23 protein-coding genes are annotated in these 22,813 nt (G+C 71.2%); 10 read left to right on the top strand and 13 right to left on the bottom strand.

Translation table 11 applies throughout. From position 1 onward, the window contains the following. Positions 1-244 precede the first annotated feature (244 nt). Positions 245-538 (top strand): hypothetical protein, encoded by a 294-nt coding sequence (locus EBN03_RS15225; RefSeq protein WP_147471597.1) that lies wholly within the window; start codon positions 245-247, stop codon positions 536-538. A gap of 6 nt (positions 539-544) precedes the next feature. On the opposite strand, the gene EBN03_RS15220 is transcribed toward EBN03_RS15225, so the two are convergent. Continuing rightward, the gene (locus tag EBN03_RS15220; protein WP_122188666.1) at positions 545-1,585 is read right to left on the bottom strand and encodes a beta-ketoacyl-ACP synthase III; all 1,041 of its coding nucleotides are present in this window, start codon (positions 1,583-1,585) and stop codon (positions 545-547) included. Between the two features lie 90 nt (positions 1,586-1,675). Here EBN03_RS15220 and EBN03_RS15215 point away from each other — a divergent pair, with 90 nt between their 5' ends. The 3 genes from EBN03_RS15215 to EBN03_RS15205 all read left to right on the top strand — a co-directional run bounded on the left by EBN03_RS15215 (position 1,676) and on the right by EBN03_RS15205 (position 4,228). Continuing rightward, positions 1,676-2,257: a TetR/AcrR family transcriptional regulator gene (locus tag EBN03_RS15215; protein WP_122188665.1), complete on the top strand. Its 582-nt coding sequence runs from the start codon at positions 1,676-1,678 to the stop codon at positions 2,255-2,257. 22 nt (positions 2,258-2,279) lie between these two features. Beyond that, positions 2,280-3,464 carry a precorrin-3B synthase gene (gene cobG / locus EBN03_RS15210; RefSeq protein WP_122188664.1) on the top strand — a complete coding sequence of 395 codons (1,185 nt, stop codon included), beginning with the start codon at positions 2,280-2,282 and terminating at the stop codon, positions 3,462-3,464. A 71-nt stretch (positions 3,465-3,535) separates the two neighbouring features. Further along, the gene (locus EBN03_RS15205) at positions 3,536-4,228 is read left to right on the top strand and encodes a hypothetical protein (protein ID WP_122188663.1); all 693 of its coding nucleotides are present in this window, start codon (positions 3,536-3,538) and stop codon (positions 4,226-4,228) included. A gap of 1 nt (position 4,229) precedes the next feature. Here EBN03_RS15205 and ddaH read toward each other — a convergent pair whose 3' ends face one another. After that, a complete protein-coding gene (ddaH, locus tag EBN03_RS15200) occupies positions 4,230-5,066 on the bottom strand; it encodes a dimethylargininase (RefSeq protein ID WP_233608400.1) in 837 nt (278 codons plus the stop codon). A 135-nt stretch (positions 5,067-5,201) separates the two neighbouring features. On the opposite strand from ddaH, the gene EBN03_RS15195 reads away from it, so the two are divergent. From EBN03_RS15195 to EBN03_RS15180, 4 genes are all read left to right on the top strand, one after another. Next, positions 5,202-5,639: an Lrp/AsnC family transcriptional regulator gene (locus EBN03_RS15195; protein WP_122188662.1), complete on the top strand. Its 438-nt coding sequence runs from the start codon at positions 5,202-5,204 to the stop codon at positions 5,637-5,639. Between the two features lie 38 nt (positions 5,640-5,677). Continuing rightward, the gene (locus EBN03_RS15190; protein ID WP_122188661.1) at positions 5,678-6,313 is read left to right on the top strand and encodes a precorrin-8X methylmutase; all 636 of its coding nucleotides are present in this window, start codon (positions 5,678-5,680) and stop codon (positions 6,311-6,313) included. Between the two features lie 44 nt (positions 6,314-6,357). After that, positions 6,358-7,944: a precorrin-2 C(20)-methyltransferase gene (locus EBN03_RS15185; RefSeq protein WP_122188762.1), complete on the top strand. Its 1,587-nt coding sequence runs from the start codon at positions 6,358-6,360 to the stop codon at positions 7,942-7,944. A gap of 109 nt (positions 7,945-8,053) precedes the next feature. Further along, positions 8,054-8,599 (top strand): PadR family transcriptional regulator, encoded by a 546-nt coding sequence (locus tag EBN03_RS15180; RefSeq protein ID WP_122188660.1) that lies wholly within the window; start codon positions 8,054-8,056, stop codon positions 8,597-8,599. Positions 8,600-8,618: 19 nt separating this feature from the next. On the opposite strand, the gene EBN03_RS15175 is transcribed toward EBN03_RS15180, so the two are convergent. The 3 genes from EBN03_RS15175 to EBN03_RS15165 form a co-directional block, all read right to left on the bottom strand. Then, entirely contained in the window at positions 8,619-9,365 is a 747-nt protein-coding gene (locus EBN03_RS15175; RefSeq protein WP_122188761.1) for a cobalt-precorrin-6A reductase, read from the bottom strand. A 367-nt stretch (positions 9,366-9,732) separates the two neighbouring features. Continuing rightward, the gene (gene cbiE / locus EBN03_RS15170) at positions 9,733-10,965 is read right to left on the bottom strand and encodes a precorrin-6y C5,15-methyltransferase (decarboxylating) subunit CbiE (protein ID WP_122188659.1); all 1,233 of its coding nucleotides are present in this window, start codon (positions 10,963-10,965) and stop codon (positions 9,733-9,735) included. A 115-nt stretch (positions 10,966-11,080) separates the two neighbouring features. Then, a complete protein-coding gene (locus tag EBN03_RS15165) occupies positions 11,081-11,836 on the bottom strand; it encodes an SDR family NAD(P)-dependent oxidoreductase (RefSeq protein WP_122188658.1) in 756 nt (251 codons plus the stop codon). Positions 11,837-12,039: 203 nt separating this feature from the next. Between EBN03_RS15165 and EBN03_RS15160 the strand changes: the two genes are divergently transcribed. Beyond that, on the top strand, positions 12,040-12,447 hold the full coding sequence (locus EBN03_RS15160; RefSeq protein ID WP_233608399.1) for a PPOX class F420-dependent oxidoreductase: 408 nt from the start codon (positions 12,040-12,042) through the stop codon (positions 12,445-12,447). A gap of 15 nt (positions 12,448-12,462) precedes the next feature. Here the strand turns inward: EBN03_RS15160 and EBN03_RS15155 are convergent, their stop codons facing one another. Next, entirely contained in the window at positions 12,463-13,590 is a 1,128-nt protein-coding gene (locus EBN03_RS15155) for a M24 family metallopeptidase (protein ID WP_199742778.1), read from the bottom strand. Between the two features lie 154 nt (positions 13,591-13,744). On the opposite strand from EBN03_RS15155, the gene EBN03_RS15150 reads away from it, so the two are divergent. Continuing rightward, a complete protein-coding gene (locus tag EBN03_RS15150; RefSeq protein WP_267899292.1) occupies positions 13,745-14,704 on the top strand; it encodes a 5'-3' exonuclease in 960 nt (319 codons plus the stop codon). Positions 14,705-14,741: 37 nt separating this feature from the next. Here EBN03_RS15150 and EBN03_RS15145 read toward each other — a convergent pair whose 3' ends face one another. The 7 genes from EBN03_RS15145 to EBN03_RS15115 all read right to left on the bottom strand — a co-directional run bounded on the left by EBN03_RS15145 (position 14,742) and on the right by EBN03_RS15115 (position 22,773). Continuing rightward, a complete protein-coding gene (locus EBN03_RS15145; RefSeq protein WP_122188656.1) occupies positions 14,742-15,473 on the bottom strand; it encodes a DUF4333 domain-containing protein in 732 nt (243 codons plus the stop codon). A 98-nt stretch (positions 15,474-15,571) separates the two neighbouring features. Beyond that, the gene (locus EBN03_RS15140; protein WP_122188655.1) at positions 15,572-18,271 is read right to left on the bottom strand and encodes a DEAD/DEAH box helicase; all 2,700 of its coding nucleotides are present in this window, start codon (positions 18,269-18,271) and stop codon (positions 15,572-15,574) included. Positions 18,272-18,274: 3 nt separating this feature from the next. Then, positions 18,275-19,273 (bottom strand): twin-arginine translocase subunit TatC, encoded by a 999-nt coding sequence (gene tatC / locus EBN03_RS15135; protein ID WP_122188654.1) that lies wholly within the window; start codon positions 19,271-19,273, stop codon positions 18,275-18,277. Positions 19,274-19,367: 94 nt separating this feature from the next. Further along, positions 19,368-19,631: a Sec-independent protein translocase subunit TatA gene (tatA, locus tag EBN03_RS15130; protein WP_122188653.1), complete on the bottom strand. Its 264-nt coding sequence runs from the start codon at positions 19,629-19,631 to the stop codon at positions 19,368-19,370. Between the two features lie 97 nt (positions 19,632-19,728). After that, positions 19,729-20,739, bottom strand: coding sequence for a 2-dehydropantoate 2-reductase (locus tag EBN03_RS15125; protein WP_122188652.1), 1,011 nt, complete (start codon positions 20,737-20,739; stop codon positions 19,729-19,731). Next, the gene (locus tag EBN03_RS15120) at positions 20,736-21,701 is read right to left on the bottom strand and encodes a helix-turn-helix transcriptional regulator (RefSeq protein WP_122188651.1); all 966 of its coding nucleotides are present in this window, start codon (positions 21,699-21,701) and stop codon (positions 20,736-20,738) included. The genes EBN03_RS15125 and EBN03_RS15120 overlap by 4 nt, the downstream gene beginning before the upstream one ends. A gap of 73 nt (positions 21,702-21,774) precedes the next feature. Then, positions 21,775-22,773 carry a helix-turn-helix transcriptional regulator gene (locus EBN03_RS15115; protein WP_199742777.1) on the bottom strand — a complete coding sequence of 333 codons (999 nt, stop codon included), beginning with the start codon at positions 22,771-22,773 and terminating at the stop codon, positions 21,775-21,777. Between the last annotated feature and the right edge of the window lie 40 nt (positions 22,774-22,813).

Below are 22,813 nucleotides of genomic sequence, written 5' to 3'. Positions count from 1 at the left end.
TATGGGGCCGATGTGGAGATCAGCCGCGCCGATTGTGGAGATCCTGTGTCGATCCGGTCCGGCGAGGCAGGTCGGGCCAGTGGGCGGACGGTGACTAGTCAAGGTTGCCAGGCGTACGCTCGATCCATGTCCAACTCACCAGGATGGGCCGGGAGAAATCGCTTTGCCACCTGGTCCGGAATAGTTTCCCTGTTCATTGCTGCGGCTTCGCCAGCCCCCGGCGCGTAGTCCGGAGGTGATCACCGTGCCCACGATGCCACTCTGGGTTCGACGCAATCGGGCGGTCGCGTGGGTCGGCTACGTGGCCGTGCTGATCACCTTCGCCACGCTGCCGATGGCGCTCACCGCGGCCGGAACCGGGCACACCGGGTTCGCGCTGCTCGCGGGCGGCATCTGCGCCGCGGCGTTGATCACCGGTGTCACGCTGGTCTCGACCACCGTGCACCGGGACCACACCCAGCACCACGCCACCCCGAACTTGCTGGCCGACAGCTGGGACCAGACCACCGCGGCGCGCCGCCGCCGCAGGTCGCGCTGACCCCGGTTACGACATGATCGGCGGCAGCGTCACGACCTGGCCCGCGTAGGCCAGCCCCGCGCCGAAGCCGAGGAGCAGCGCGGTGTCACCGGGCTCGGCGCCGCCGGAGGCGAGCAGTTGTTCCATGGCCATCGGAATCGACGCGGCGCTGGTGTTGCCCGTCGTGGCGATGTCCCCGGCCACCGCGACCGACGGCGGCAGGTCCAGCACCCGGACCAGCGCGTCGGTGATGCGGCTGTTGGCCTGGTGCGGCACGAAGGCGTCGAGCTGGTCGACGCTCACCCCGGCGCGATCCAGCGCGTCGCGGCAAGCCCGCTCCAGATTGGTTACCGCCCAACGGAATACAGCTGTGCCGTTCATCCGGATGTAGGGCCGTTCGGCGTGCCCGCCGCTGGCCTCGGCGGCCGCGACCTCGGCGAAGTAGCTGGCGAAGTCCTTGTCCTGCTTGATCGCGTCGGTCCGGGTGCCGTCCGAACCCCACGCGACCGGCCCGATGCCCTCGACCTCGGACGGCCCCACCACGACCGCGCCGGCGCCGTCGGCGAAGATGAACGCCGTCGTGCGGTCGTGTTTGTCCAGCAGGTCCGACAGCCGTTCCACGCCGATGACCAGCACGTACTTCGATTGCCCGGAGCGCACCAGGTTCGCGCCGTTGGCGAGCGCGTAGCAGAAGCCGGCGCAGCCGGCGGAGATGTCGAAGGCCGCGGTGTCGGTCATGCCGAGCTCGCTGGCGACCACGGCTCCGGCGGAGGGTCCGAGCACCATCTGCGACGAGGTGGCCAGAATCACGGCGTCGACCTCGTCGGCGGCGATCCCGGCGGCCTTCAGCGCGCGAGCCGCGGCGGCGGTGGCCATGCCGACGATGGTTTCGTCGGGGTCGGCCCAATGGCGGGCTTCGATGCCCGAGCGGGTGCGGATCCACTCGTCGGAGGAGTCGATATCGGCGACGATCTCGGCGTTGGGGACTACCCGCCGTGGGCGGTATGCGCCCAGGCCCAGGGCCGCTGCGTGGGCTACCGGCGTGGAAGTGGCGATCAAGGCGGACATATGACCCTCTCTCGATTGAACCGATCGGTTCACGACCGTGATCTGTGTAACATGGACCGATCGGTTCAAGCAAGGGTGGAAGGACATGCCATGACCGCCGGACCGCGCTCACGCCTCATCGCGAGCACGATCGCCACGGTGCAGGAACACGGCGTTCATGCCGCCGGACTCAACGAGGTTCTCAAGCGCAGCAACGCCTCCCGCAACTCCCTGTACCAGCACTTCCCCGCCGGCAAGGAAGAACTCGTCGAATCCGCGACCCGGATCGTGGCCCGATTGGTCTACTCCCACGTCAGCCGCATGGCCGATGCTCTCACCGACGCGCCCTCTGCCGAACGCTGGGTCGACGACCTGATCGGATTCTGGCGAGGCCCCTTGGTGGACAGCGACTTCCGCGCAGGATCGTTCATGATGGCGGCCGCGCTCGACGAACTCGATCCTACCGTGCAGGCCGCCGCCGGCCAGGCCTTCGCCGAATGGACCGCGCGTCTGGCCGACGGCCTGGTCGCCGCCGGCATGGCAGGACCCGTCGCCTGCGCCGTCTCCGGACTCATGCTCTCCGCGATCGAGGGCGCCATCGTGCAGAGCCGGGCGCTGAAATCGGCCCACCCCTTCGACGACGCCCGCTCCCAGCTCGCGGTGCTGCTCCGCCACCACCTGCAGAACATCTGACGGCCCTCGTAGGCTCTTACCCATGACCCGCTCCGCTCCCGATTCCTGCCCCGGCGTGCTGCGGCTGCACGAAGCCGCCGACGGGCCGCTCGCCCGGGTCCGGCTGCCCGGCGGCCGGCTGACCCCGGAGCAGCTGCAGGTTCTCGCCGAAGCGGCCCGCGATCTCGGCAACGGCGCCCTGGAGCTCACCTCGCGCGGCAACATCCAGCTGCGGCAACTGCACGACGCGACCGAACTCTCGCAGCGCCTCACCGCGGCCGGGCTGCTGCCCAGCACCACCCACGAACGGGTCCGCAACATCCTGGCGTCCCCCATGTCGGGCCGCGTCGGCGGCTGGAGCGACGTCCACACCCTGGTGCCACTGCTCGACGCCGGGCTGCAGGACGCCCCGGCGCTGGCCGAACTGCCCGGCCGGGTGCTGTTCACCCTCGACGACGGGCGCGGCGACGTCAGCGGCCTCGGCGGCGATATCGGCCTGCACGCCACCGCCGCGGACGAATACGCGCTGCTGCTCGGCGGCCTCGACTCCGGCATCCGGCTGCCCGGCGCCGACGCGGTACCCACCGTGCTCGCCGCCGCCCACGTCTTCCAGGATCTGCGCGGCCACTTCTGGCGGGTGCGCGAACTGCCCGACGGGGTCGCCCGGATCACCGCGGCACTGCCGCACACCCCGGGCGAGGAGACGCTGGAACTCGGTGTGCGCCATGACATCCCGATCGGCTGGTTGGACCAGGACAACGGCTTGGTCAGCCTCGGCGCCGGGGTGCCGCTGGCCACGCTGCCGGCGCGCACGGCCGAATTCGTCGCCGCCACCGGCCGCCCACTGCTGGTGACGCCCTGGCGCAGCCTGGTGATCACCGACCTCGACGAGGACATCGCCGAAACCGTGGCGGGCGTGCTCGCGCCGCTCGGCCTGATCTTCGACGCGACCTCCCCATGGCTGCGGGTCACCGCCTGCGCCGGCCGCCCCGGCTGCGCCAAATCGCACACCGACGTCCGCGCCGACGTGGCCGCCGCCGTCACCACCGGACGGGTACTGCCCGCGGGCGCGGAAACCACCGTCGGCACCGACCTCGACGCCGGCGAACTGGAGGTCGCGGGCCGCCAGCACTGGTCGGGCTGCGACCGTCGGTGCGGGCGGCCCGCCGGGCCGGTCACCGAGGTCACCGCCGGGCCGGACGGGTACACGATCACACCCGGCGACTGAGCCGCTGCGCCCACGGTGAACGCGCACCGCCGGTGCTGGGCGAACCGCATCGATTCGGGCACCATGGGGTTATGCAGCGCGGCGCCGAGCACGACCTCTCCGGGCGGCAGCACCCGAACGGCTCGACGGCTCCGGGTAACTCCCCGGCGGCCGGCGACGTACTCCCGGACGACGACTCCATCCCGATGGCCGAGCCCTACCTCGACGACGAGATGATCGTCGGGCTGTCGCAAGCGCAACTCCTGGCGCTGACCGAGCCACAACGCCGAGATCTGGTGCGGCGGATCGAAGCCACCCTCGAACACCAGTATCCGCACCCCCGAGTCGTACTGATCAACCGCCGGATCCGCATGGTGCTGATGGTCGGTGGCGCGATCGCCATGATCCCGTGGATCACCTACCTGGGTCTCACCCTGCCCGACGACTACCAGGCCAACAACTGGCCGCTGGCCTGGATCGCCTTCGACTGCCTGCTGGTGCTGATGATGGCGGCCACCGCGTATCTCGGCTGGCGGCGCCGGCAGCTGGTGATGCTGCCCGCCTTCGGCACCGGGGTGCTGCTGCTGGTCGACGCCTGGTTCGATGTCGTGTTCGCCCAGCCCGGCGAGGATCTCACCGTCTCGCTGCTGACCGCGCTGCTGGCCGAGGTTCCGCTCGCCGTGGTCCAGCTGACCGGGGCGGTCATGCTGTTCCGCTACATGATCGTCGCGAATCCGCTGCACGACCCGAACCGCAGTCCGTGGCGGTTCAAGATGCCGTTCTGATTCAGCGGTGCCGTTCCAGCGTGCAGCATTTCACGCTGCCGCCCGCTTTCAGCAGTTCCGACAGGTCGATGCCGACCGGCTCGAATCCGGCGTCGTGCAGCCGCTGCGCCAGGCCCGTGGCGCGGTCGGTGAGGAACACCCGGCGGCCGTCGCAGACGCCGTTGAGCCCGAACACCGCCGCGTCGGCATCGGTGGCCACGATCGCGTCCGGGTAGAGGCGGGCCAGCAGGGCCGCGCTGTGCGGGGTGAACGCGGGCGGATAGTAGGCGATGGTGTCGCCGAGCGACATCAGCGCGGTGTCCAGGTGGTAGTAGCGGGGATCGACCAGCCGCAGCGAGATCACCGGGCGGCCGAAGCGGTCGGCGACCTCGCGGTGCGCGGCCCGGGCGGTCCGGAATCCGGTGCCGGCCAGGATCCGCGAGCCCACCACGGCGAAATCGCCCTCGCCCTCGTTGACCTCGGTGGCGGCGACCACGTCCAGGCCCTGGGCGGCGAACCAGCGGTGATAGGCGGGACCCTCGGCGGCCCGCTCCCGGTTGGCGAACCGGGCCGATACCGCGCGGTGGCCGATCACCAGGCCGCCGTTGGCGGCGAAGACCATGTCCGGCAGACCCGCGATGCCGTCGATGACGTCGACGGCGTGGCCGCTGCGCTCGAAGGTGGCCCGCAGTGTGTCCCATTGGGCGAGCGCCAGATCCCGGTCCACCGGGGTCGCGGTGTCCATCCACGGGTTGATGGCGTAACTGACCTCGAAATGGTCCGGGCGGCACATCAGGTAGTGGCGGCGGGTGGACTGCCGGGTGGCCGCCGCGGCGGCGTCGAGACTGACGGTGGTCACGGCGGTCTCCTGTCGATAGGAGCGAATCAGCTGCCACAGACGGTAGACGGCGTAGTGTTGCGCGGGGAACAGCTATTCGTTGCGTGATTCGCGCGCGGACCAGCGAATCATTGCGTATCGGCCTCGGAGGCGACCGTGGACGACATCGACCGGGACATCCTCGCTCACCTACTCAGCAACGCACGGGCATCCTTCCAGGACATCGGCGCGATCGTCGGGTTGTCGGCGCCCGCGGTCAAACGCCGGGTGGACAAGATGCTGGCCGCCGGCCACATCACCGGCTTCACCGCTCAGGTCAATCCGGCGGCGCTCGGATGGCGGACCGAGGCATACGTCGAGGTCTACTACCGCGACAACATCACCCCCGCCGAACTGCGCCGCAGTCTGCTGCCGATCCCGCAGGTGGTCGGGGTGTGGACGATCGCCGGCGAGGCGGACGCGCTGGTGCACGTGATGGCCACCGATATGGCCGAGATCGAATCGACGGTGGAACGCATCCGGGAGAACGCGCGAGTAGGGCGCACCCGCAGCAACATCGTCATGTCGCGGCTGCTGGAGCGGGCCCGCACCTGACCGCCACCGGCGCGAAGGCCCGCCTTACTGTGTAGGACATGTCCGCGTCCCGCACCAGCTATGTCACCGACGGCGCCGAGATCTATCGGCGTTCGTTCGCGACCATTCGCGCCGAGGCCGATCTCGCCCGCTTCCCCGCCGATGTCGCGCAGGTCGTGGTGCGAATGATCCACGCGTGCGGGCAGGTCGACTTGGCCGCCGATGTGGACCACAGCGTGGGTGTGGTGGCCGCGGCCCGTGCTGCGCTGCGCGCGGGTGCGCCGATCCTATGTGATGCGAACATGGTCGCCGCGGGCGTCACGCGCAAGCGGCTACCGGCGGGCAACGAGGTGCTGTGCCTGCTGGGCGATCCCCGCGTCCCCGCCCTGGCCGAGAGCATCGGCAACACCAGATCCGCTGCGGCACTGGAACTCTGGGCCGACCGGCTGGACGGCGCGGTGGTCGCGATCGGCAATGCGCCGACCGCGCTGTTCCATCTGCTGAACCTGCTCGCCGCCGGTGCACCGCGCCCGGCCGCGGTGATCGGCATCCCGGTGGGCTTCATCGGCGCCGCCGAGTCCAAAGCGGATCTGGCACAGGACGGTACGGTCGAATACCTCACCGTGCACGGCCGCCGCGGCGGCAGCGCGATCACCGCCGCCGCCCTCAACGCGATCGCGAGCGAGATCGAATGAGCGGCTCGGCAGCAGCGGACCCGATGGTTCGCGAGGGAGACACGATGAGCGCGGCGAGCACCGGCAAACTCTGGGGTATCGGGCTCGGCCCGGGCGACCCGGAACTGGTGACGGTAAAGGCGGCCCGGCTGATCGGTGCCGCCGACGTGATCGCCTTCCACAGCGCGCGCCACGGCCGCAGCATCTCGCGGGCGATCGCCGCGCCGTACATGCGGCCCGGCCAGCTCGAGGAACATCTGGTCTACCCGGTCACCACCGAGACCACCGACCACGCGGGCGGCTACCAGGGTGCCATCGACGAGTTCTACGAGCAGGCCGCCGCGCGGCTGGCCGTCCATCTGGCCGCCGGGCGCACGGTGGCGCTGCTCGCGGCGGGCGATCCGCTGTTCTACAGCTCGTACATGCACATGCACCGCCGGCTCGCGGACCGGTTCGAGGCCGAGATCGTCCCCGGCATCACCTCGGTGAGCGCCGCGTCGGCCGCCCTGGGCACCCCGCTGGTGGAGGGCGAGCAGGTGCTGAGCGTACTGCCCGGCACCATGGATCCCGCCGATCTCGCCGAGCGGCTCGCCGGAACCGACGCCGCCGCGATCATGAAGCTGGGCCGCACCTATCCCGGTGTGCGGCAAGCCCTCTCGAAGTCGGGACGGCTCGCCGACGCCTACTATGTGGAGCGCGCCTCGAGCGGCCGGCAGCGGGTTCTGCGCGCCGCCGACGTCGACGACGCCGACGTGCCGTACTTCTCGATCGTGCTGGTTCCCGGGCCCACGCCGACCACGCCGATCCGGTTGACCACGCCGGCATCGGCGGCTGATTCCGCCGCCGACGCCACGCAGATCGTGCCGACGACCGAACCTGTTCCAGGAGAAGCAGATTCGGCCGTTCCGGGTGAGGTCGCGGTCGTCGGCCTGGGTCCCGGGTCGCCCGAATGGACGACGCCCGAGGTCACGCGGGCGTTGACCGAGGCCACCGATCTGGTCGGCTACACCACCTACCTGAACCGGGTGGCGGTCCGGCCGGGCCAGCAGCGGCACGCCTCGGACAACCGGGTCGAATCCGAGCGCGCCGCAATGGCTCTGGATCTCGCGTCGCGCGGGCGCCGGGTGGTCGTGGTCTCCTCCGGCGACCCGGGCGTATTCGCCATGGCGGCTGCTGTGGTCGAGGAATCCGCCGACCCGCGGTGGCGGCACGTCCCGGTACGGGTGCTGCCGGGCATGACCGCGGCGGGCGCGGTCGCGAGCCGGGTCGGGGCGCCGCTGGGCCACGACTTCGCCATGATCTCACTGTCGGACCGGCTCAAGCCCTGGGATGTCGTGGCCCGGCGGATCACCGCCGTAGCGGCGGCGGACATGGCGATCGCGATCTACAACCCGGCGTCGTCGCAGCGCACCTGGCAGGTGGGTGCACTGCGGGAACTGCTGCTCGAACACCGCGCCGCCGAGACGCCGGTCGTGCTGGGCCGCGACGTCGGCGGCCCAGCCGAATCGGTGCGGGTCACCACGCTCGGCGAATTCGATCCCGCGGTCGTCGACATGCGGACGCTGATCATCGTCGGCGCCTCCACCACCACCGCGTTCGACACCCCGCACGGCACCCGGGTCTTCACCTCCCGGCGCTACGACACGACCTGATTCCGGGATCGGTCCGGTATTCGCCGGACCGGGCCGGTGTGTCGGCCGCCCCGCTGCCCGATGGGACGGCGATACTCCATTGTGGAGCGTAGGTGTCGAGAGGAGTCGTATGACGCAGGAGGAACCGAAACGCACGCTCAACGCGACCGCGGCGTCCCTGCTGGGCTTCCTACACGAGGGGCCGATGTCCGGCTGGGACCTGGCGATGCTGTCGCAGCGGCGGATCGGCGACTTCTGGACCATCACGCAGAGCCAGGTCTACCGTGAACTCGCCACCATGCACCGCCTCGGCCTGGTGGAGAAGGGCGAGACCGGCGCCCGGGAACGCACCCCGTACCGCATCACCCCCGCCGGCATGGACGCCTTCGCCGAATGGATCGAGCGCGAGCCGGGCGAGGAAACCCTCCGCTTCCCCCTGCTACTGACCTTGTCGTTCGGCAACTTCGTCGACCCCGAACACCTGGACCGCATGATCGCCACCAACCGCGAGGCCCACGAACACCGCCTCACCCACTTCCTGGCCGAGAGCCCGGAATACCTGTCCCCCTACGAACGCGCCACCCTCGACTTCGGCATCCGCTACGAGCGGGCGGTCCTGGAGTGGTTCGACCGGCTGCCGACCCTGCTCGGCCGCGCACCGTCCGACCACCAGTAGCGCGGGGACCGGGCAGCGATCATGCTCCGCCGGAAGCGAATCGGTCCAACCAGGCCGCCGCGTCCGCCACGGTTTCGACCTGCCGGCCCCGCGGCGGCAACGGCGGCCGGTCGACGACCACGACCGGAATGCCGCGGTCCCGGGCAGCGGCCAGTTTGGCGGCGGTGAGGTCACCGCCGCTGTCTTTGGTGACCATCAGATCGATACGGTGGGCCGCGAGCAGGGCGATCTCGTCCGCGACGGTGAACGGTCCACGGGCGAGCAGTAATTCGTGGCGGGCGGGGAGTTCGGCGGGCGGGTCGATGGCCCGGATCAGGAACCACTGCGGCAGCGCCGCGAACGCGCCCACACCCTGCCGACCGATGGTGAGGAACACCCGCTCACCCTGAGTCGCGACGGTTTCCGCCGCCGCCGCGAGATCCGGCACCCGGATCCAGCGGTCCCGTGGCCCGGCACTCCAGCCCGGCCGGCACAACCGCAGCAGCGGCAGCCCCAGCGCGGCGGTGGCGGTGGCGGCATGCGCCGACATGGTGGCAGCGAACGGATGGGTCGCGTCGACCACTACGTCGATCCCACCGGCGGCGAGCCACTCCCGCAGTCCGTCCGGGCCGCCGAAACCACCGATCCGCACCTGCCCGACCGGCAGCACCGGTTCACCCACTCGTCCGGCCAGCGACGACACCACCTCGAACTGCGGTGCGGCGGAGAGGGTTTCGGCGAGGTCTCGCGCTTCCCGGGTACCGCCGAGCAGCAGCACCCGGATCACCGGCCGCACCTGTCGGCCGCACCCGCCGCCGGGTGGCCGCTCGATAAGCGCGCCGACCCGTCACCCCACCGCACCGGCCGGTGCGACCCGTCGCCCGCCCGCACACCGCCGTGGCCCGCAGATTCACGCCCGGAAGCGGCACGCACGCCGTCGGACGACCCGACAATCCGACGCGGCGCACGGGCCCGCATGCCGCCGTGACCCACGGCTTCACGACCGAAAGCGGCACACAAGCTGTCAGACCACCCGGCAATCCGGCGCGACGCGCGGCGAGCCCGCATGCCGTGACCCGCGGCTTCACGACCGGAAGCGGCACGCACGCCGTCGGACGAACCGACAAGCAGGCGCGGCGCACGGGCCCGCGTCCTCACGGCTTCACTACCGACCACTGCGCGACCGGAAGATGTGGGCGCCAGGCGGTGAATCCACCGAGCGGTTCGGCCCGGTAGACCTGCAGTTTGCGCAGCGTTCCGCCGTGGACGGAGTGCCGGTTCAGCAGCAGCGTCTCCGCTTCCGCGGTGACGGCGTTGGCGACCAGACGGCCACCGGAAGGCAGTCGGTCCCAACAGGATTCGAACAGGCCCGGCTGGGTGAGGCCGCCGCCGAGGAACACCGCGTCCGGGTCCGGCAGGGTCGCGTCGTCGAGGGCGCCGGGGAAGGCGCCGCGGATGTCCAGGTTGACGGCGCCGAGGGCCGCGGCGTTGACAGCGATCTGATCGCGGCGGGCGGGTGCCTGCTCGAAAGTGACTGCCCGGCAGGACGGATGGGTCCGGCACCATTCGATGGCGATGGTGCCGGAACCGCCGCCGATATCCCAGAGCACCTCGCCGGGTGCGGGCGCCAGGGCGCTGATCGACAGTGCCCGGACCTCCGCCTTGGTCATCTGCCCGTCGCCGCGGTAGACCTCGTCGGCCAGACCCGGGACCCGAGTCGACCGGAGCGCGCCGGGATCGGCGACGCATTCCACGGCCACGAGGTTCAGGGCGGCGCCGGGCGGCTCGGTCCAGTTCGCGGCGATCCCGGTGACGAGGTGTTCCGCCGGGCCGCCGAGCTCTTCCAGCACGGTCAGCCGGGAGCCACCGAACCCGTTGTGCGTCAACAGTTCCGACAGTTCGGCCGGCGCCTTGGCGTCCGGGGTGAGGACCAGCAGCCGCCGGCGGTCGGCCAGCTCGGGCAGGACCGCCACCATCGGGCGCCCGACGGCACTGACGACCGGCGTCTCGGCCAGCGCCCACCCCAGCCGGGCGCACGCCAGCGATGCCGACGACGGCGCCGGATACACCCGCAGCGCCTGCGGTCCCACCAGCCCCGCCAGGGTCACCCCGATGCCGTAGAACATCGGATCACCGCTGGCCAACACCGTCATCCGCCGATCCCCGTGGGCGACAAGCAGATCCGGTAGCGCGGGCACCAGCGGCGACGGCCACGGCACCCGCTCGCCGGCGATCCCGTCGGGGACCAGCGCCAGCTGCCGCCGTGACCCGAACACCACGTCCCCCGCCGCGATCGCGGCCCGGCTCGCTGCCCCCAATCCCTCCCAGCCGTCGGCACCGATCCCGACCACCGAGATCGGGTGCGCACCAACCGAAATCGAGGCCATCACCGGCCACCCAGCCGGCGGCCCGGCAGCACCTGCGCCGGGCCGCTGCCGCACACGTGGTTCCGGTCGGGCCCGAACGCACGGCGCGGCGTCCCAACCGCTGCAGCGCCCGGGCTCATCGCGGCATCCGGCGCCAGATCGACTGCGGCAGCAGGCGCAGCGCGAAGAACATGGGTCGCAGCGTGCCGGGCACGTGGATGCGGGCGGTGCGTTTGCGCAGGGCCCGCACGACGGCGTCGGCGACCTGGCCGGGGGTACTCGACAGCGGCGCCGGGTCCATGCCGTCGGTCATCCGGCCGATCACGAATCCGGGACGCACCAGCAGCAGGTGAACTCCGGTGCCGTGCAACGCATCCGAGAGGCCGTGGGCGAATCCGTCCAGCCCGGCCTTCGCCGACCCGTACACGTAGTTGGCGCGGCGGACCCGGATCCCGGCCACCGAACTGAACACCACCAGCTGCCCACTGCCCTGGGCCCGCAGCAGATTCGCCAGCGTCGTCAGCACACTGACCTGCGCCACGAAGTCGGTCTGCAGGACAGCGACCGCGGCCGCCGGGTCCTGCTCGGCGACCGCCTGATTGCCCAGGATCCCGAACGCCAGCACCGCCACACCGATCCGGCCGTACTCGGCCACGATCTTCTCCAGCAGCGCCTGATGCCCGGCCAAATCGTCGGCATCGAACTCGACGGTGTGCACCGCGGTCGCCCCCGCCCGCGTCAGCAGCTCCCGCTCGGCGGCCAACTGACCGCTGCGCCGCGCCCCCAGCACCACGACCCGCCCCGGCGCCAGCCGCTCCGCGATCTCCAACCCCATCTCACTGCGCCCGCCCAGCAGCAGGATCAGGCCCTCATCGCATTCCCGCACACCCATACGTCTCATCCTGCCATCCACGGTCCGCGGCCCCGGCCCCGCACGTGCCGATCTCGCCGCGCCGGCGAAGCACGGAACCACCGCTGTGCTCGGGTCCTCCGGCGACGCCGAACGAGCCGCCGCAGACCCTCCCGGTAGCGTCGATGCCGATGCCCGCTTCCCCCGGCAGGCACCCGACCCCGGCGATCTCCCAGGAGCAGCACGTGACCAGCACCGACCACCGTATCGAGTTGTCCACTGCCGCCACCGAATTCGTCACCGAACGCCATCTCGCGACGCTGACCACGCTGCGCGCCGACGGTACCCCGCACGTGGTGGCGGTCGGCTTCACCTGGGACCCCGACAGCGGGATCGCCCGGATCATCACCTCGGGCCCGTCGGTGAAGGCGCGCAATGCGGCGCGGGGCGGCTACGCCGCCGTCGCCCAGGTGGACGGCGCGCGCTGGCTCACCCTGGAGGGTCCGGCCGAGGTGCTCACCGATCCCGAAGCGGTCGCCGACGCCGAAACACGCTATGCCCGGCGCTACCGCACGCCGCGGCCCAACCCGCAGCGGGTGGTGATCGCCATCCGAGTCACGCGGGTGCTGGCGAGCAGCGCCCTGCGCTCGTGACCCGCGACGAAGCGCTCAGAGCTGGGTGAGCCCGTGCGGCCGCAGGTTGAGCGGCTCGCAACCGTCCTCGGTGACCACGACGATGTCCTCGATGCGCGCACCCCAGCGGCCGCGGAAGTAGATCCCGGGCTCGACACTGAACGCCATGCCCGGCTCCAGGATCAGGTCGTTGCCCGCGACGATGTACGGCTCTTCGTGCACCGACAGGCCGATCCCGTGCCCGGTGCGGTGGATGAACACGTCGCCCAGGCCGGCGGCGGCCAGCACGTCGCGGGCTGCGGCGTCCACCGACTCCGCGGTCACACCCGGCCGGGCGGCGGCCACGGCCGCCGCTTGGGCGCGCTCGAGCACCGCTACCGCCGCGGCGGTCTCGTCGTCCGGCTCGCCCAGGACATAGGTGCGGGTCGAGTCGGAGAAGTACCCGGGTTCGACCGGGCCACCGATATCGATCACCACCACGTCACCGGGCTCGACCACCCGGTCCGACACCTCGTGGTGCGGGTCGGCCCCGTTCGGGCCACTTCCCACGATCACGAACTCGGCGCCGGTGTGCCCCTCGGCCACGAGCGCGGCCGCGATGTCGGCGCCGATCTCGGCCTCGGTGCGCCCCGCCGTCAGCCATTCCCCCATCCGGGCGTGCACCCGGTCGATGGCGGCACCGGCGCGACGCAGGGCGTCGATCTCGGCGGCGTCCTTGGTCATTCGCAGCTGCCGCAGCATCGGCGTCGCCGACACCGGCATGGCGTGGAACTCCCCGGCCAGCGGCAGCAGGTGCAGCGCCGGCATCGAGTCGGCGACCGCGACCCGGGCCCCGACATTGAGCACCGAGCGCACCAGCCGGTACGGGTCGGTGCCGTCGGTCCAGTCCAGCATCTGCAGGCCGAGTTCACCGGCGGCCGAGGCGCCCAGCCCCGCGAGTTCCAGCTTCGGCACCACCACTGCCGGGGTCTCCCCGCTGGACGGGATCACCAGGCAGGTCAGCCGTTCGAACGACTGCGCCCGGGACCCGATCAGGTACTGCAGGTCGGGCCCGGGGGTGATCAGCAGCGCGTCCAGATGTGCCGCCCGAGTCAGTTCCGCCGCGCGCGCCAGCCGCGCCGCATAGACATCCACTGCGAACCGGGTCCCCGCGTCTGCACTCATGCTGTCCGACACTACGCCGCGGAACCGACCGGAACGTCCGCACCGGCACAGGAGCGTCGTTCACTCGGATGCGCCGCTGTGCGGCTGTCGCGGACCGCTTCCCCGCGCCGGGCACGACGGCGCATGTCACCCTCGCGGAGTACCGTCAGCACCCGTGACTACACCCGAGACCGGTCCGCTGCTGCTGCTCGACGGTGCCAGCATGTGGTTCCGCGCCTTCTACGCGATCCCGGAGAAGATCACCGCCCCGGACGGCCGGCCGGTGAACGCCGTGCGCGGCTTCACCGACATGGTGGCCGCGCTGATCACCACACATCGGCCGTCCCGGCTGGTGGTCTGCCTGGACCTGGATTGGCGCCCGGCCTACCGGGTCGCGCTGTTGCCGTCCTACAAGGCGCACCGGGTCGACGAATCCGCCGGTGCCGCAGCGGGTTCGGAGGAGGTGCCGGACACGCTGATCCCGCAGGTCGGCATGATCCTCGAGCTGCTCACCGCGGCCGGTATCGCCACCGCCGGCGCCGAGGGCCTCGAGGCCGACGACGTGATCGGCACGCTCGCGACCCGGGAACGCGCCGACGAGACGATCGTGGTGTCCGGCGACCGGGATCTGTTGCAGCTGGTCCGCGACGACCCCGCACCCCCGGTGCGGGTGTTCTACATCGGCCGCGGCCTCGCCAAGGCCGAACTGTGGGGCCCGGCCGAGGTCGCCGCGAAATACGGTGTGCCGCAAGGGAACGCGGGCCCGGCCTACGCCGATATGGCGACGCTGCGCGGCGACGCGTCCGACGGCCTGCCCGGGGTCCCCGGAATCGGCGACAAGTCCGCCGCCACCCTGATCTCCCGCTTCGGCAGCCTGGATGCCCTGATCGCCGCGGCCGCCGATCCGGCCACGGATCTGGCGCGCGGGGTGCGCGCCAAACTCGAGGCCGCGGCGGACTATCTGGCGGCCGCCGCACCCGTCGTGCGGGTGGTGCGGGACGCCGATGTCGTCGTATCCGGTCCCGACCTGCTGCCCGCCGCACCGGCCGACCCGGTGCTGCTGGCGAAGCTGGCCGCCGCGTACAACGCCGAACGGCCGGTCGCCCGCCTGCTGGCCGCCCTGGCGGCAGCCTGATCACCCGGCCCGGCCGCCGTCGGCCGGGCCATCGGAATCAGTTCGGGCGGCCGACCTCGTAGGTGCCGTCGTCCTTGGTCACCTTGATGGTGACGGTCTTCTGCTCGCCACCGACCTTGAGCGAGCAGGTGAAGGTGTTGCCCACGGTCACCTTCTGCCCGGACGGGCAACTCACCGACTGCACGTCGTCGATGCCGTAGGAGTCCTTGAGCACCTTCTGCACACCCTGTGCGACCGCGTGGTCGTCCAGCTTGTCACTGCCGAAGAACACGAAGCCCAGCACCGCCAGCACGACCACCACGACCGCCGCGACGACCCCGCCGAAGATCAGCGGCTTGCGGTTCTTCGCGGGCGTCACCGTCAGCGGATTCTGGTCCCAGGAGGTCTGACCGGCGGCCTGGGCCGGCGGCTGCCCCCACTGCTGACCGGCGGCGGTCGGCTGCTGCGCCCACTGCGGCTGCCCGCTCCACTGCTGCTGCGTGGACTCCCATCCCGGTTGCGCGGGCTGCGCGGGCGCGGCCTGCGGCCACGACGGCTGACTCTGCTGCGCCCACTGCGGCTGGCCGGCCGCGGGCTGCTGCGGCGTCGCCGGCTGCTGCGGCCACCCGGTCTGACTCTGCCCCCACTGCGGCTGGCCGGGCTGCGGAGCCGCCCACTGCGGAGCGGCGGCGGGCTGGGCGGCCGGCTGCCCGGTCCACTGCTCGGTCGGTTCGCTACTCCGGTCTCCCCCTGGCGCCGGGGCGTCGTTCGGACCATACGGGCCGCTCATGTGCCTGCCTCCACTCACATTCGTCGTACTCTGTCCCCCCGCGGGAATTCACTCACCACGGTGCGTAGCCAGTTTGCATCCAATCACAGTCGAATTCGCTACGCGGAGTCCACCGCGACGACACCCCGGCGCATCGCGCGCACCGCCTTCGCGGCCGTCGCGGCCACCTCTACATCATCGGCCGTGTTGTGGATCTGGTCGAGTAGGTCGATCACTTGCCGGCACCATCGCACGAAGTCACCGGCCGCCAGCGCATTGCCCTGATCGCCGCTGGCCAGCAGCGATTCGGCCAGCCCGTCGCCGCGCGCCCACTTGTGGATCCCGTCGACGAACCCGAGATCGGGTTCGCGGGTCGGCGGCAGCTTGTGCCGGGCCTCGTCGGTGCGCAGTTCGCTCCACACCGTGATCGTCTCGCCGACCGCGCGCCGGATCGGCGCGGTCGGTCCCGTCGCCGCGAGGAGGCCACCGGCCTCTTGGCGCGATTCGTACACCAGGATCGACACCACGGCCGCCAGTTCGGCCGGACCGAGCCCGCGCCACGAGCCCCGGCGCAGGCATTCGGCCACCACCAGATCCGCCTCGCTGTAGATGCGGGCCAGCCGCCGGCCGTCGGCGGTCACTTCGCCGTCGGCGACGTAGCCGCGCTCCTCCAGCAGGCCGACGATCCGATCGAACACGCGGGCAAGCGAATTCGTGGTGGCCGCCACCTCCTGCCGCATCTTCTCGGTCTCCCGCTCGAGCCGGACCATCCGCTCACCGATGCGGGCGAGCTGTTCGCGGTCCGGGCGGCTGTGCGCGGGATGCGAACGCAGTGCCCGCCGCAGCGTGTCCAGCTCCCGGTCGTCGGCGCCCTTGGACCGGGTGCCGCGGCGCTCCCGGCCGGGTGGGACCAGACCGGTGCTGCGCAGCGCCGACGCCAGGTCGCGGCGGGTGCGGGCGGTGCGGTGGTCGACGTGCCGCGGCAACCGCATCCGGCCCAATGTCTTCGCCGGCGTGGGGAAGTCGGCCGCCGACACCCGGCCCGCCCACTTGTCCTCGGTGAGCACCAGCGGCCGCGGGTCGCCCGGCGTCGCATCCGGTTCGAGGATGACCGCGAGCCCCTGCCGGCGGCCGCTCGGAATGGCGACCACATCGCCGCGGCGCAGCGACTCCAGCGCCGCCACCGCCGCACCGCGCCGATCGGAGCGCCCCTGCTGCTCCAGATCCCGTTCCCGACGGCGGATCCGGTCCCGCAGCGACATGTACTCCAGGAACCCGTCGTCCCCGATCTGGCTGCGCAGCTTGCGCAACTGGCCCTCGTTGCGCTCGATGCCGCGCACCAGGCCCACCACCGAACGGTCGGCCTGGAACTGGGCGAACGAACGCTCCAGCAGCGCACGGGATTCCGCCGCGCCCATCCGGTCGATCAGGTTGATCGACATGTTGTAGCCGGGCCGGAACGAACTGCGCAGCGGGAAGGTCCGGGTCGAGGCCAGGCCGGCCACGGCGCTGGTGTCCACGCCCGGACCCCACAGCACCACCGCGTGCCCCTCGACGTCGATGCCGCGGCGCCCGGCCCGCCCGGTGAGCTGGGTGTACTCCCCCGGTGTCAGCTCGGCGTGCGTCTCGCCGTTGAATTTCACCAGCCGTTCCAGCACGACCGTCCGCGCGGGCATGTTGATCCCCAGCGCCAGCGTCTCGGTGGCGAACACCGCACGGACCAGGCCGTTGACGAACAACTCCTCCACCGTGTGCCGGAAGGCCGGCAGGATCCCGGCGTGATGCGCGGCGAACCCGCGGTGCAGCGCCTCCCGCCAGCCCCAGTAGCCCAACACCTCCAGGTCCGCCCGCGGCAGATCGCCGGTGTGCTTGGCGATGATCGCCTCGACCTGATCGAACTGTTCGGGATCCGACAGGTCCAGGCGGGAGCGCACACACTGCGCTAGGGCCGCGTCGCACCCGGCCCGGCTGAAGATGAACGTGATCGCCGGGAGCAGACCCTCGTCGTCGAGGCGGGAGATCACCTCGGGCCGCGGCACCGGCCGGAAGTCGCGGCGCGGACCGCCACCGCGCCCGCGCGGGCCCGGACTCCACGAGTTCATCCGGTCGGCGGCCTCGCGCTGCTTGATGTACTGCTGCAGATCCCGGTCCACGACGATCTTGCCGGCACTGGACTTCGGGTCGAACAGGTCGAACATCCGCTTACCGACCAGCACGTGCTGCCACAGCGGCACCGGGCGGGTCTCGTCGACCACGACGGCGGTATCACCGCGCACGGTCTCCATCCAGGCGCCGAACTCCTCGGCGTTGCTCACCGTGGCGGACAGGCTGACCAGCCGCACATCGGGCGGCAGGTGCAGGATGACCTCCTCCCACACCGCGCCGCGGAACCGGTCGGCCAGATAGTGCACCTCGTCCATCACCACATGCGACAGCCCGCGCAGCGCGTCGCTGCCGGCGTAGAGCATGTTGCGCAGCACCTCGGTGGTCATGACCACCACGTCCGCGCCCGGATTCACCGACTGGTCGCCGGTCAGCAGGCCCACCGCGTCGCGGCCGTAGCGTTCGACCAGGTCGTTGTACTTCTGGTTGGACAGCGCCTTGATCGGCGTGGTGTAGAAGCACTTTCCGCCGGCGGCGCGGGCCATGTGGACCGCGAACTCGCCGACGATGGTCTTACCGGCCCCGGTGGGCGCGCAGACCAGCACACTGTGCCCGGACTGCAGCGCCGCGCAGGCCTCGCATTGGAACGGGTCGAGGGGGAACGGCAGTTCCGCGGCGAAGGCCGCCAATTCGCCTGTCAGCGACGGTGATGTCACCCGTCAGAGCGTATCGGACCAGTCCGACACCGGGCGCGCGGTTTTTTCCGCTGTCGCGGCGCCGGGGCCGCTGATCGGGGTGGCCGCGGCGATCGGCTCGGCGGCCGCCACCGGGGAGACCGCCGCGACGGCGTCCGTGCCGCCCAGCGGCGAGGCCTCGTCGTCGGACAGTTCGCCCCAGCTGTCGGACCGGCGTGCCTTGGTCTTGTCGCTGATCCGCGAGATCTGGACGGCCACCTCGAACAGCACGGTCAGTGCGCCGGCCAACGCCAGCATCGAGAACGGGTCCTGCGGGGTGACGACGGCCGCGAAGACGAACAGGCCGAAGATCAGCCCGCGCCGCCATTTCTTGAGCCGCTCGTAGGTGAGCACGCCGACCTGGTTGAGGCCCACGATCAGCAACGGCGTCTCGAAGCTGACCCCGAAGATGACCAGCAGCTGGATGATGAAACCGAAGTACTGCGAACCCGACAGCGCCGTGATCTGCACATTGCTGCCGATGCCCATCAGGAAGCTCAACGCGTGCGCGACCACCCAGTACGCGAGCACCGCGCCCATGACGAACAGCACACTGCCGCTGATGACGAAGGCCACCGCGTACCGGCGCTCCTTCGCGTACAGCCCGGGCGAGACGAACGCCCACAGCTGATACAGCCACACCGGGCACGCCAGCACCACGCCGGCGGTGAAACCGACCTTGAACCGGAGCATGAACTGCTCGAACGGCGCGGTCGCCAGCAGCCGGCAGGCACCGTCGGGGCTCAGATTGGCCCGATGGTCGGCAGGCAGCGAACAGTAGGGTCCACGCAGGATCTCACCGAGGCTCTCGACCCCGAAGAAACCGTGGGAGTACCACAGGAAGCCCAGCGTCGTGGTGACCGCGACCGCCAGCAACGCCTTGACCAACCTGGACCGCAACTCGTGGAGATGCTCGACCAGGGACATGGTGCCGTCGGGATTGACCCGGCGCTTGCTGCGCCGCGGGTCGAACGGTATCCGCATGGGTATGACTGCCTCGCTGATCGCCGGCGCCGGGAGAGGACAAGACCGGTCCCGGGACGAACTCGGTCGTCCCGGGACGGAGGAAACCCCAGGCTCAGGCCTGGTGTGCTTCGGGTTTCGGCGCCGCGGCGGGGGCCGGCTGCGCGGCCGGCAGTTCGGCCGGGGCGGCGGGCGCGGGGGCCGGCGCCGGGGCGGCGGTCTTGGCCGCGTCGGACTGCATCTCGCTCATCTCGCTCTTGAAGATGCGCAGGGAGCGGCCCAGTCCGCGTGCGGCGTCCGGCATGCGCTTGGCGCCGAACAACACCAGGACCAGCACCCCGATGATGAGCCAGTGTGTGGGCCCGAAAGTGCCACTCATCGAAAACCTCCAAAGACTGTGGTGCACCCGATGCTACCCCGAACCATGTCCGTGAACCGCTAGTCGCTCGAGTTCACGCCAGGACAGAGATGTCTGCTCACCGGGCCGTGGTCAACTGTGCCAGCAGTTCGGCACCGGTCCAGCGGCGTGGGTCACCCCGCTCGGCGCTCTCGATCAATTCGGTCAACCGCCGGTGGACCGGGGTGGGGACACCCGTTCGGTCGCCCAGCCGGATGATCTCACCGCTCAACCAGGGCATCTCCGTGATCCGGCCGGCGGCCAGATCGTCGGCCATCGACGAACTGGCCAGCGGATCCACCGCCAGCACCCGCCCGGCCACCCGCCGGAACAGCCAATCGGGAACGGTGAGCACCCGGCGCATCACGTTCGGCGGGATCGGCGTCAAGCGGGCCGGTGCGATACCTGCCGCACGCATGACGTTCAGCGCCTCGGCCTGGGCCAGCGCCAGACAGCGCCGGTAGTCGCGCCGGGCGAGTTCGTCGCGCAGGGTCCGCCCGGACAGCGCGTTGATCGGGTTGTTCAGGTTGAGCAGCAGTTTCGCCCACTGGACCGGCCGCAGATCCGGGTAACGCCGCAGCGCCAGCCCGGCCTGCGCGAAGACCGGCGCGAACCGATCCAGGGCCGGATCGTCGGCGACGGCGATGTACCCGTCGGAACCGCGGTGATATCGGCCCTCGCTCCGGTGCGCCACATTGAACAGCACCATCCCGGCGAGCACCACGGCATCGGGCAGCGCCGCGCGCAGCACCTCGTCGTTGCCGATCCCGTTCTGCAGGCTCAGCACCACCGTGCCCGGCCGGACCCGGCCCGCGAGCTGCGCGGCCACCGACTCGGTCGCCCCGGATTTCACGGTCACCAGCACCAGGTCGGCGGCGGCGGGATCCGGCTCGGTCGCCACCCGGAACGCCGACGGCTCGACCCGCTGGTCGCCGCCGTCGAGATCGGTGAGGCGCAGTCCGTGCGTGGTGATCTCCTCGAGTACCCTGGGCCGGCCCACGAACGTCACCTCGGCCCCCGCGCCCGCAAGTTTGCCGCCGGTGAACAACCCGATGCAACCCGCGCCGACGACGCAGACCCGAACGGTCATGCCACCTCGAGGTTTTCGTAGGCGGCCAGCGCGGCCCGGGACCGTTCCCGCACGGCGGTGACCAGCTCGGCCGGTCCGAGCACGGTTACTCCGGCGCCGAAACCGAGCAGCAGCCGGGCCATCCAGTCCAGGGTGGCGAACCGCATGGTGGCCTCGACACTGCCGTCGGGCCGCACCGACATCCGGTGCATCGGATACTGTTCCAGCACCCACCCGTAGTCGGGCCGGATCAGCAAGCGCGCCAACGGAACCGACGGATCGTCGGAGAACAGGTCCAGTGCGGCGGCCTCGTCGGTGGCGTGGTGCGGCGGACGGGCCGGCTCGTCGAGTTCGGTGGCCTCCTGGATCCGGTCCAGCCGGAACAACCGGGCGCCCTCGGCCTGCCGGCACCAGGCCTGCAGGTAGGAGTTGTTGTCCACCAGCACGATCCGGATCGGATCGACGACCCGCTCGGACACCGCGTCCCGGCTGGCCGAGTAGTACACCAGCCGCAGCGCGTGCCCCGCGGCGAGCGCGTGGCGGACCGCCGCCACCGCGGGCGCTTCCACCGGCGCGCCGGGAGCCGGTGCGTCGGCCGGCCGGTTGCCGGGAATGGCGGCCTCGATCTTGGCCATGGCGGCGTGCGCGGCCGTCGGATCGACCATCCCGGGCAGGTCGGCGATGGACCGCAATGCGACCAGCAGGGCGGTGGCCTCGATCGAGGTCAGCCGCAGCGGCCGATCGATACCCGCCGAGAACGTGACCTCGATGCTCTCCTCGGAGAACGACAGGTCGATCAGATCGCCCGGCCCGTACCCCGGCAGCCCACACATCCACAGCTGATTGAGATCGCTCATCAGCTGCTTCGTGCTGACCCCGAGCTCCGCGGCCGCCTCCTGGGCGCTGATGCCGGGATTGGCCAGGAAATACGGGACCATGTTCAGCAGCCGCGACAGCCGCGTGGAAAGCCGCCCGCCACTCATGCCGATACCCCCGTCGGCCTGGGCGGGGGCACTGCGTGGTTACGCTTCGCTGCCGCCTCCGCGCCTGACCCACTCATGCCGATACCTCCGTCTCCTCCAGCACGACGCGCAGCCGTCCGATGACGTCGGCGCGCAGATCCTCCGGGCCCAGCACCAGTGCGTCGGGGCCGAGCCCGGTGATCAGGCGGGCCAGCCAGTCGCGGGACCGGACCGGTACCTCGACCACGACGCCGGAGCGCCCGCCGACCTCCCGTTCCTCGAGTTCGGGTCCGAGCCGGCGGATCTCCTGACCGCGGTCCTTGGCCACCCAGACCGTCGCGGTTCCGATCACCGGCATCGCACCGGTGGCGCGAACCACCAGGGCCCGCAAGTCGGTGCCTTCGGGTTTGCGCACCGCGTCGGCGGGACCGTACGCGGTGACGTCGGATCCGATCCGAGACAGCCGGAAAGTGCGCTGCGCGTTGCGATCCCGATCGTGGCCGACCAGATACCAACGGCCCTGGTGGGTGACCACACCCCACGGTTCGACATCGCGCATCAGGTACGGCGCACTGTGCGAGCCGCGGTGTTCGAACCGCACCGCACGGCCCTCGTCGATGGCTGCGAGCAGCTTGCCCAGCGCCGCCTCCGAACCGCGGGTGCGGGCCGGCACCGACGGCACCGACGCCGGCACCACCGCCTCCGGGTCCACATGCACGCCGGCCGCCCGGAGTTTGAGCAGCGCGCCCTCGGCCGCGGTCGCCAGCTCCGGCGACTCCCACAGCTGGACCGCCACCGCGACGGCGGCCGCCTCCTGCTCGGTCAGGTCGATCTCGGGCAGCTCGTAGGCGTCCCGGTTGATCCGGTAACCCTCCTGCCCGGAGTGCCGCCCGACCGGCCCGACCTCCAGCGGAACACCCAGATCCCGCAGTTCGCTCTTGTCCCGCTCGAACATGCGGCTGAACGCCTCGTCGCTGGCCGACTCCTCGTAGCCGGCGACACTCTCCCGAATCCGCTCGGCGGACAGGAACTGCCTGGTCGACAACAGCGCGATGACCAGATTCATCAGCCGCTCGACCTTGGATATCGCCACGGAGACAGGATAGCTATATCGAACGGGTGACCATCATGCT

The sequence above is a fragment of the Nocardia stercoris genome, from assembly GCF_003696265.1.
In the GTDB taxonomy this organism is placed as follows: domain Bacteria; phylum Actinomycetota; class Actinomycetes; order Mycobacteriales; family Mycobacteriaceae; genus Nocardia; species Nocardia stercoris.
The sequence above is the reverse complement of the archived record's forward strand: the minus strand, read 5'-3'. Positions and strand labels throughout refer to the sequence as shown.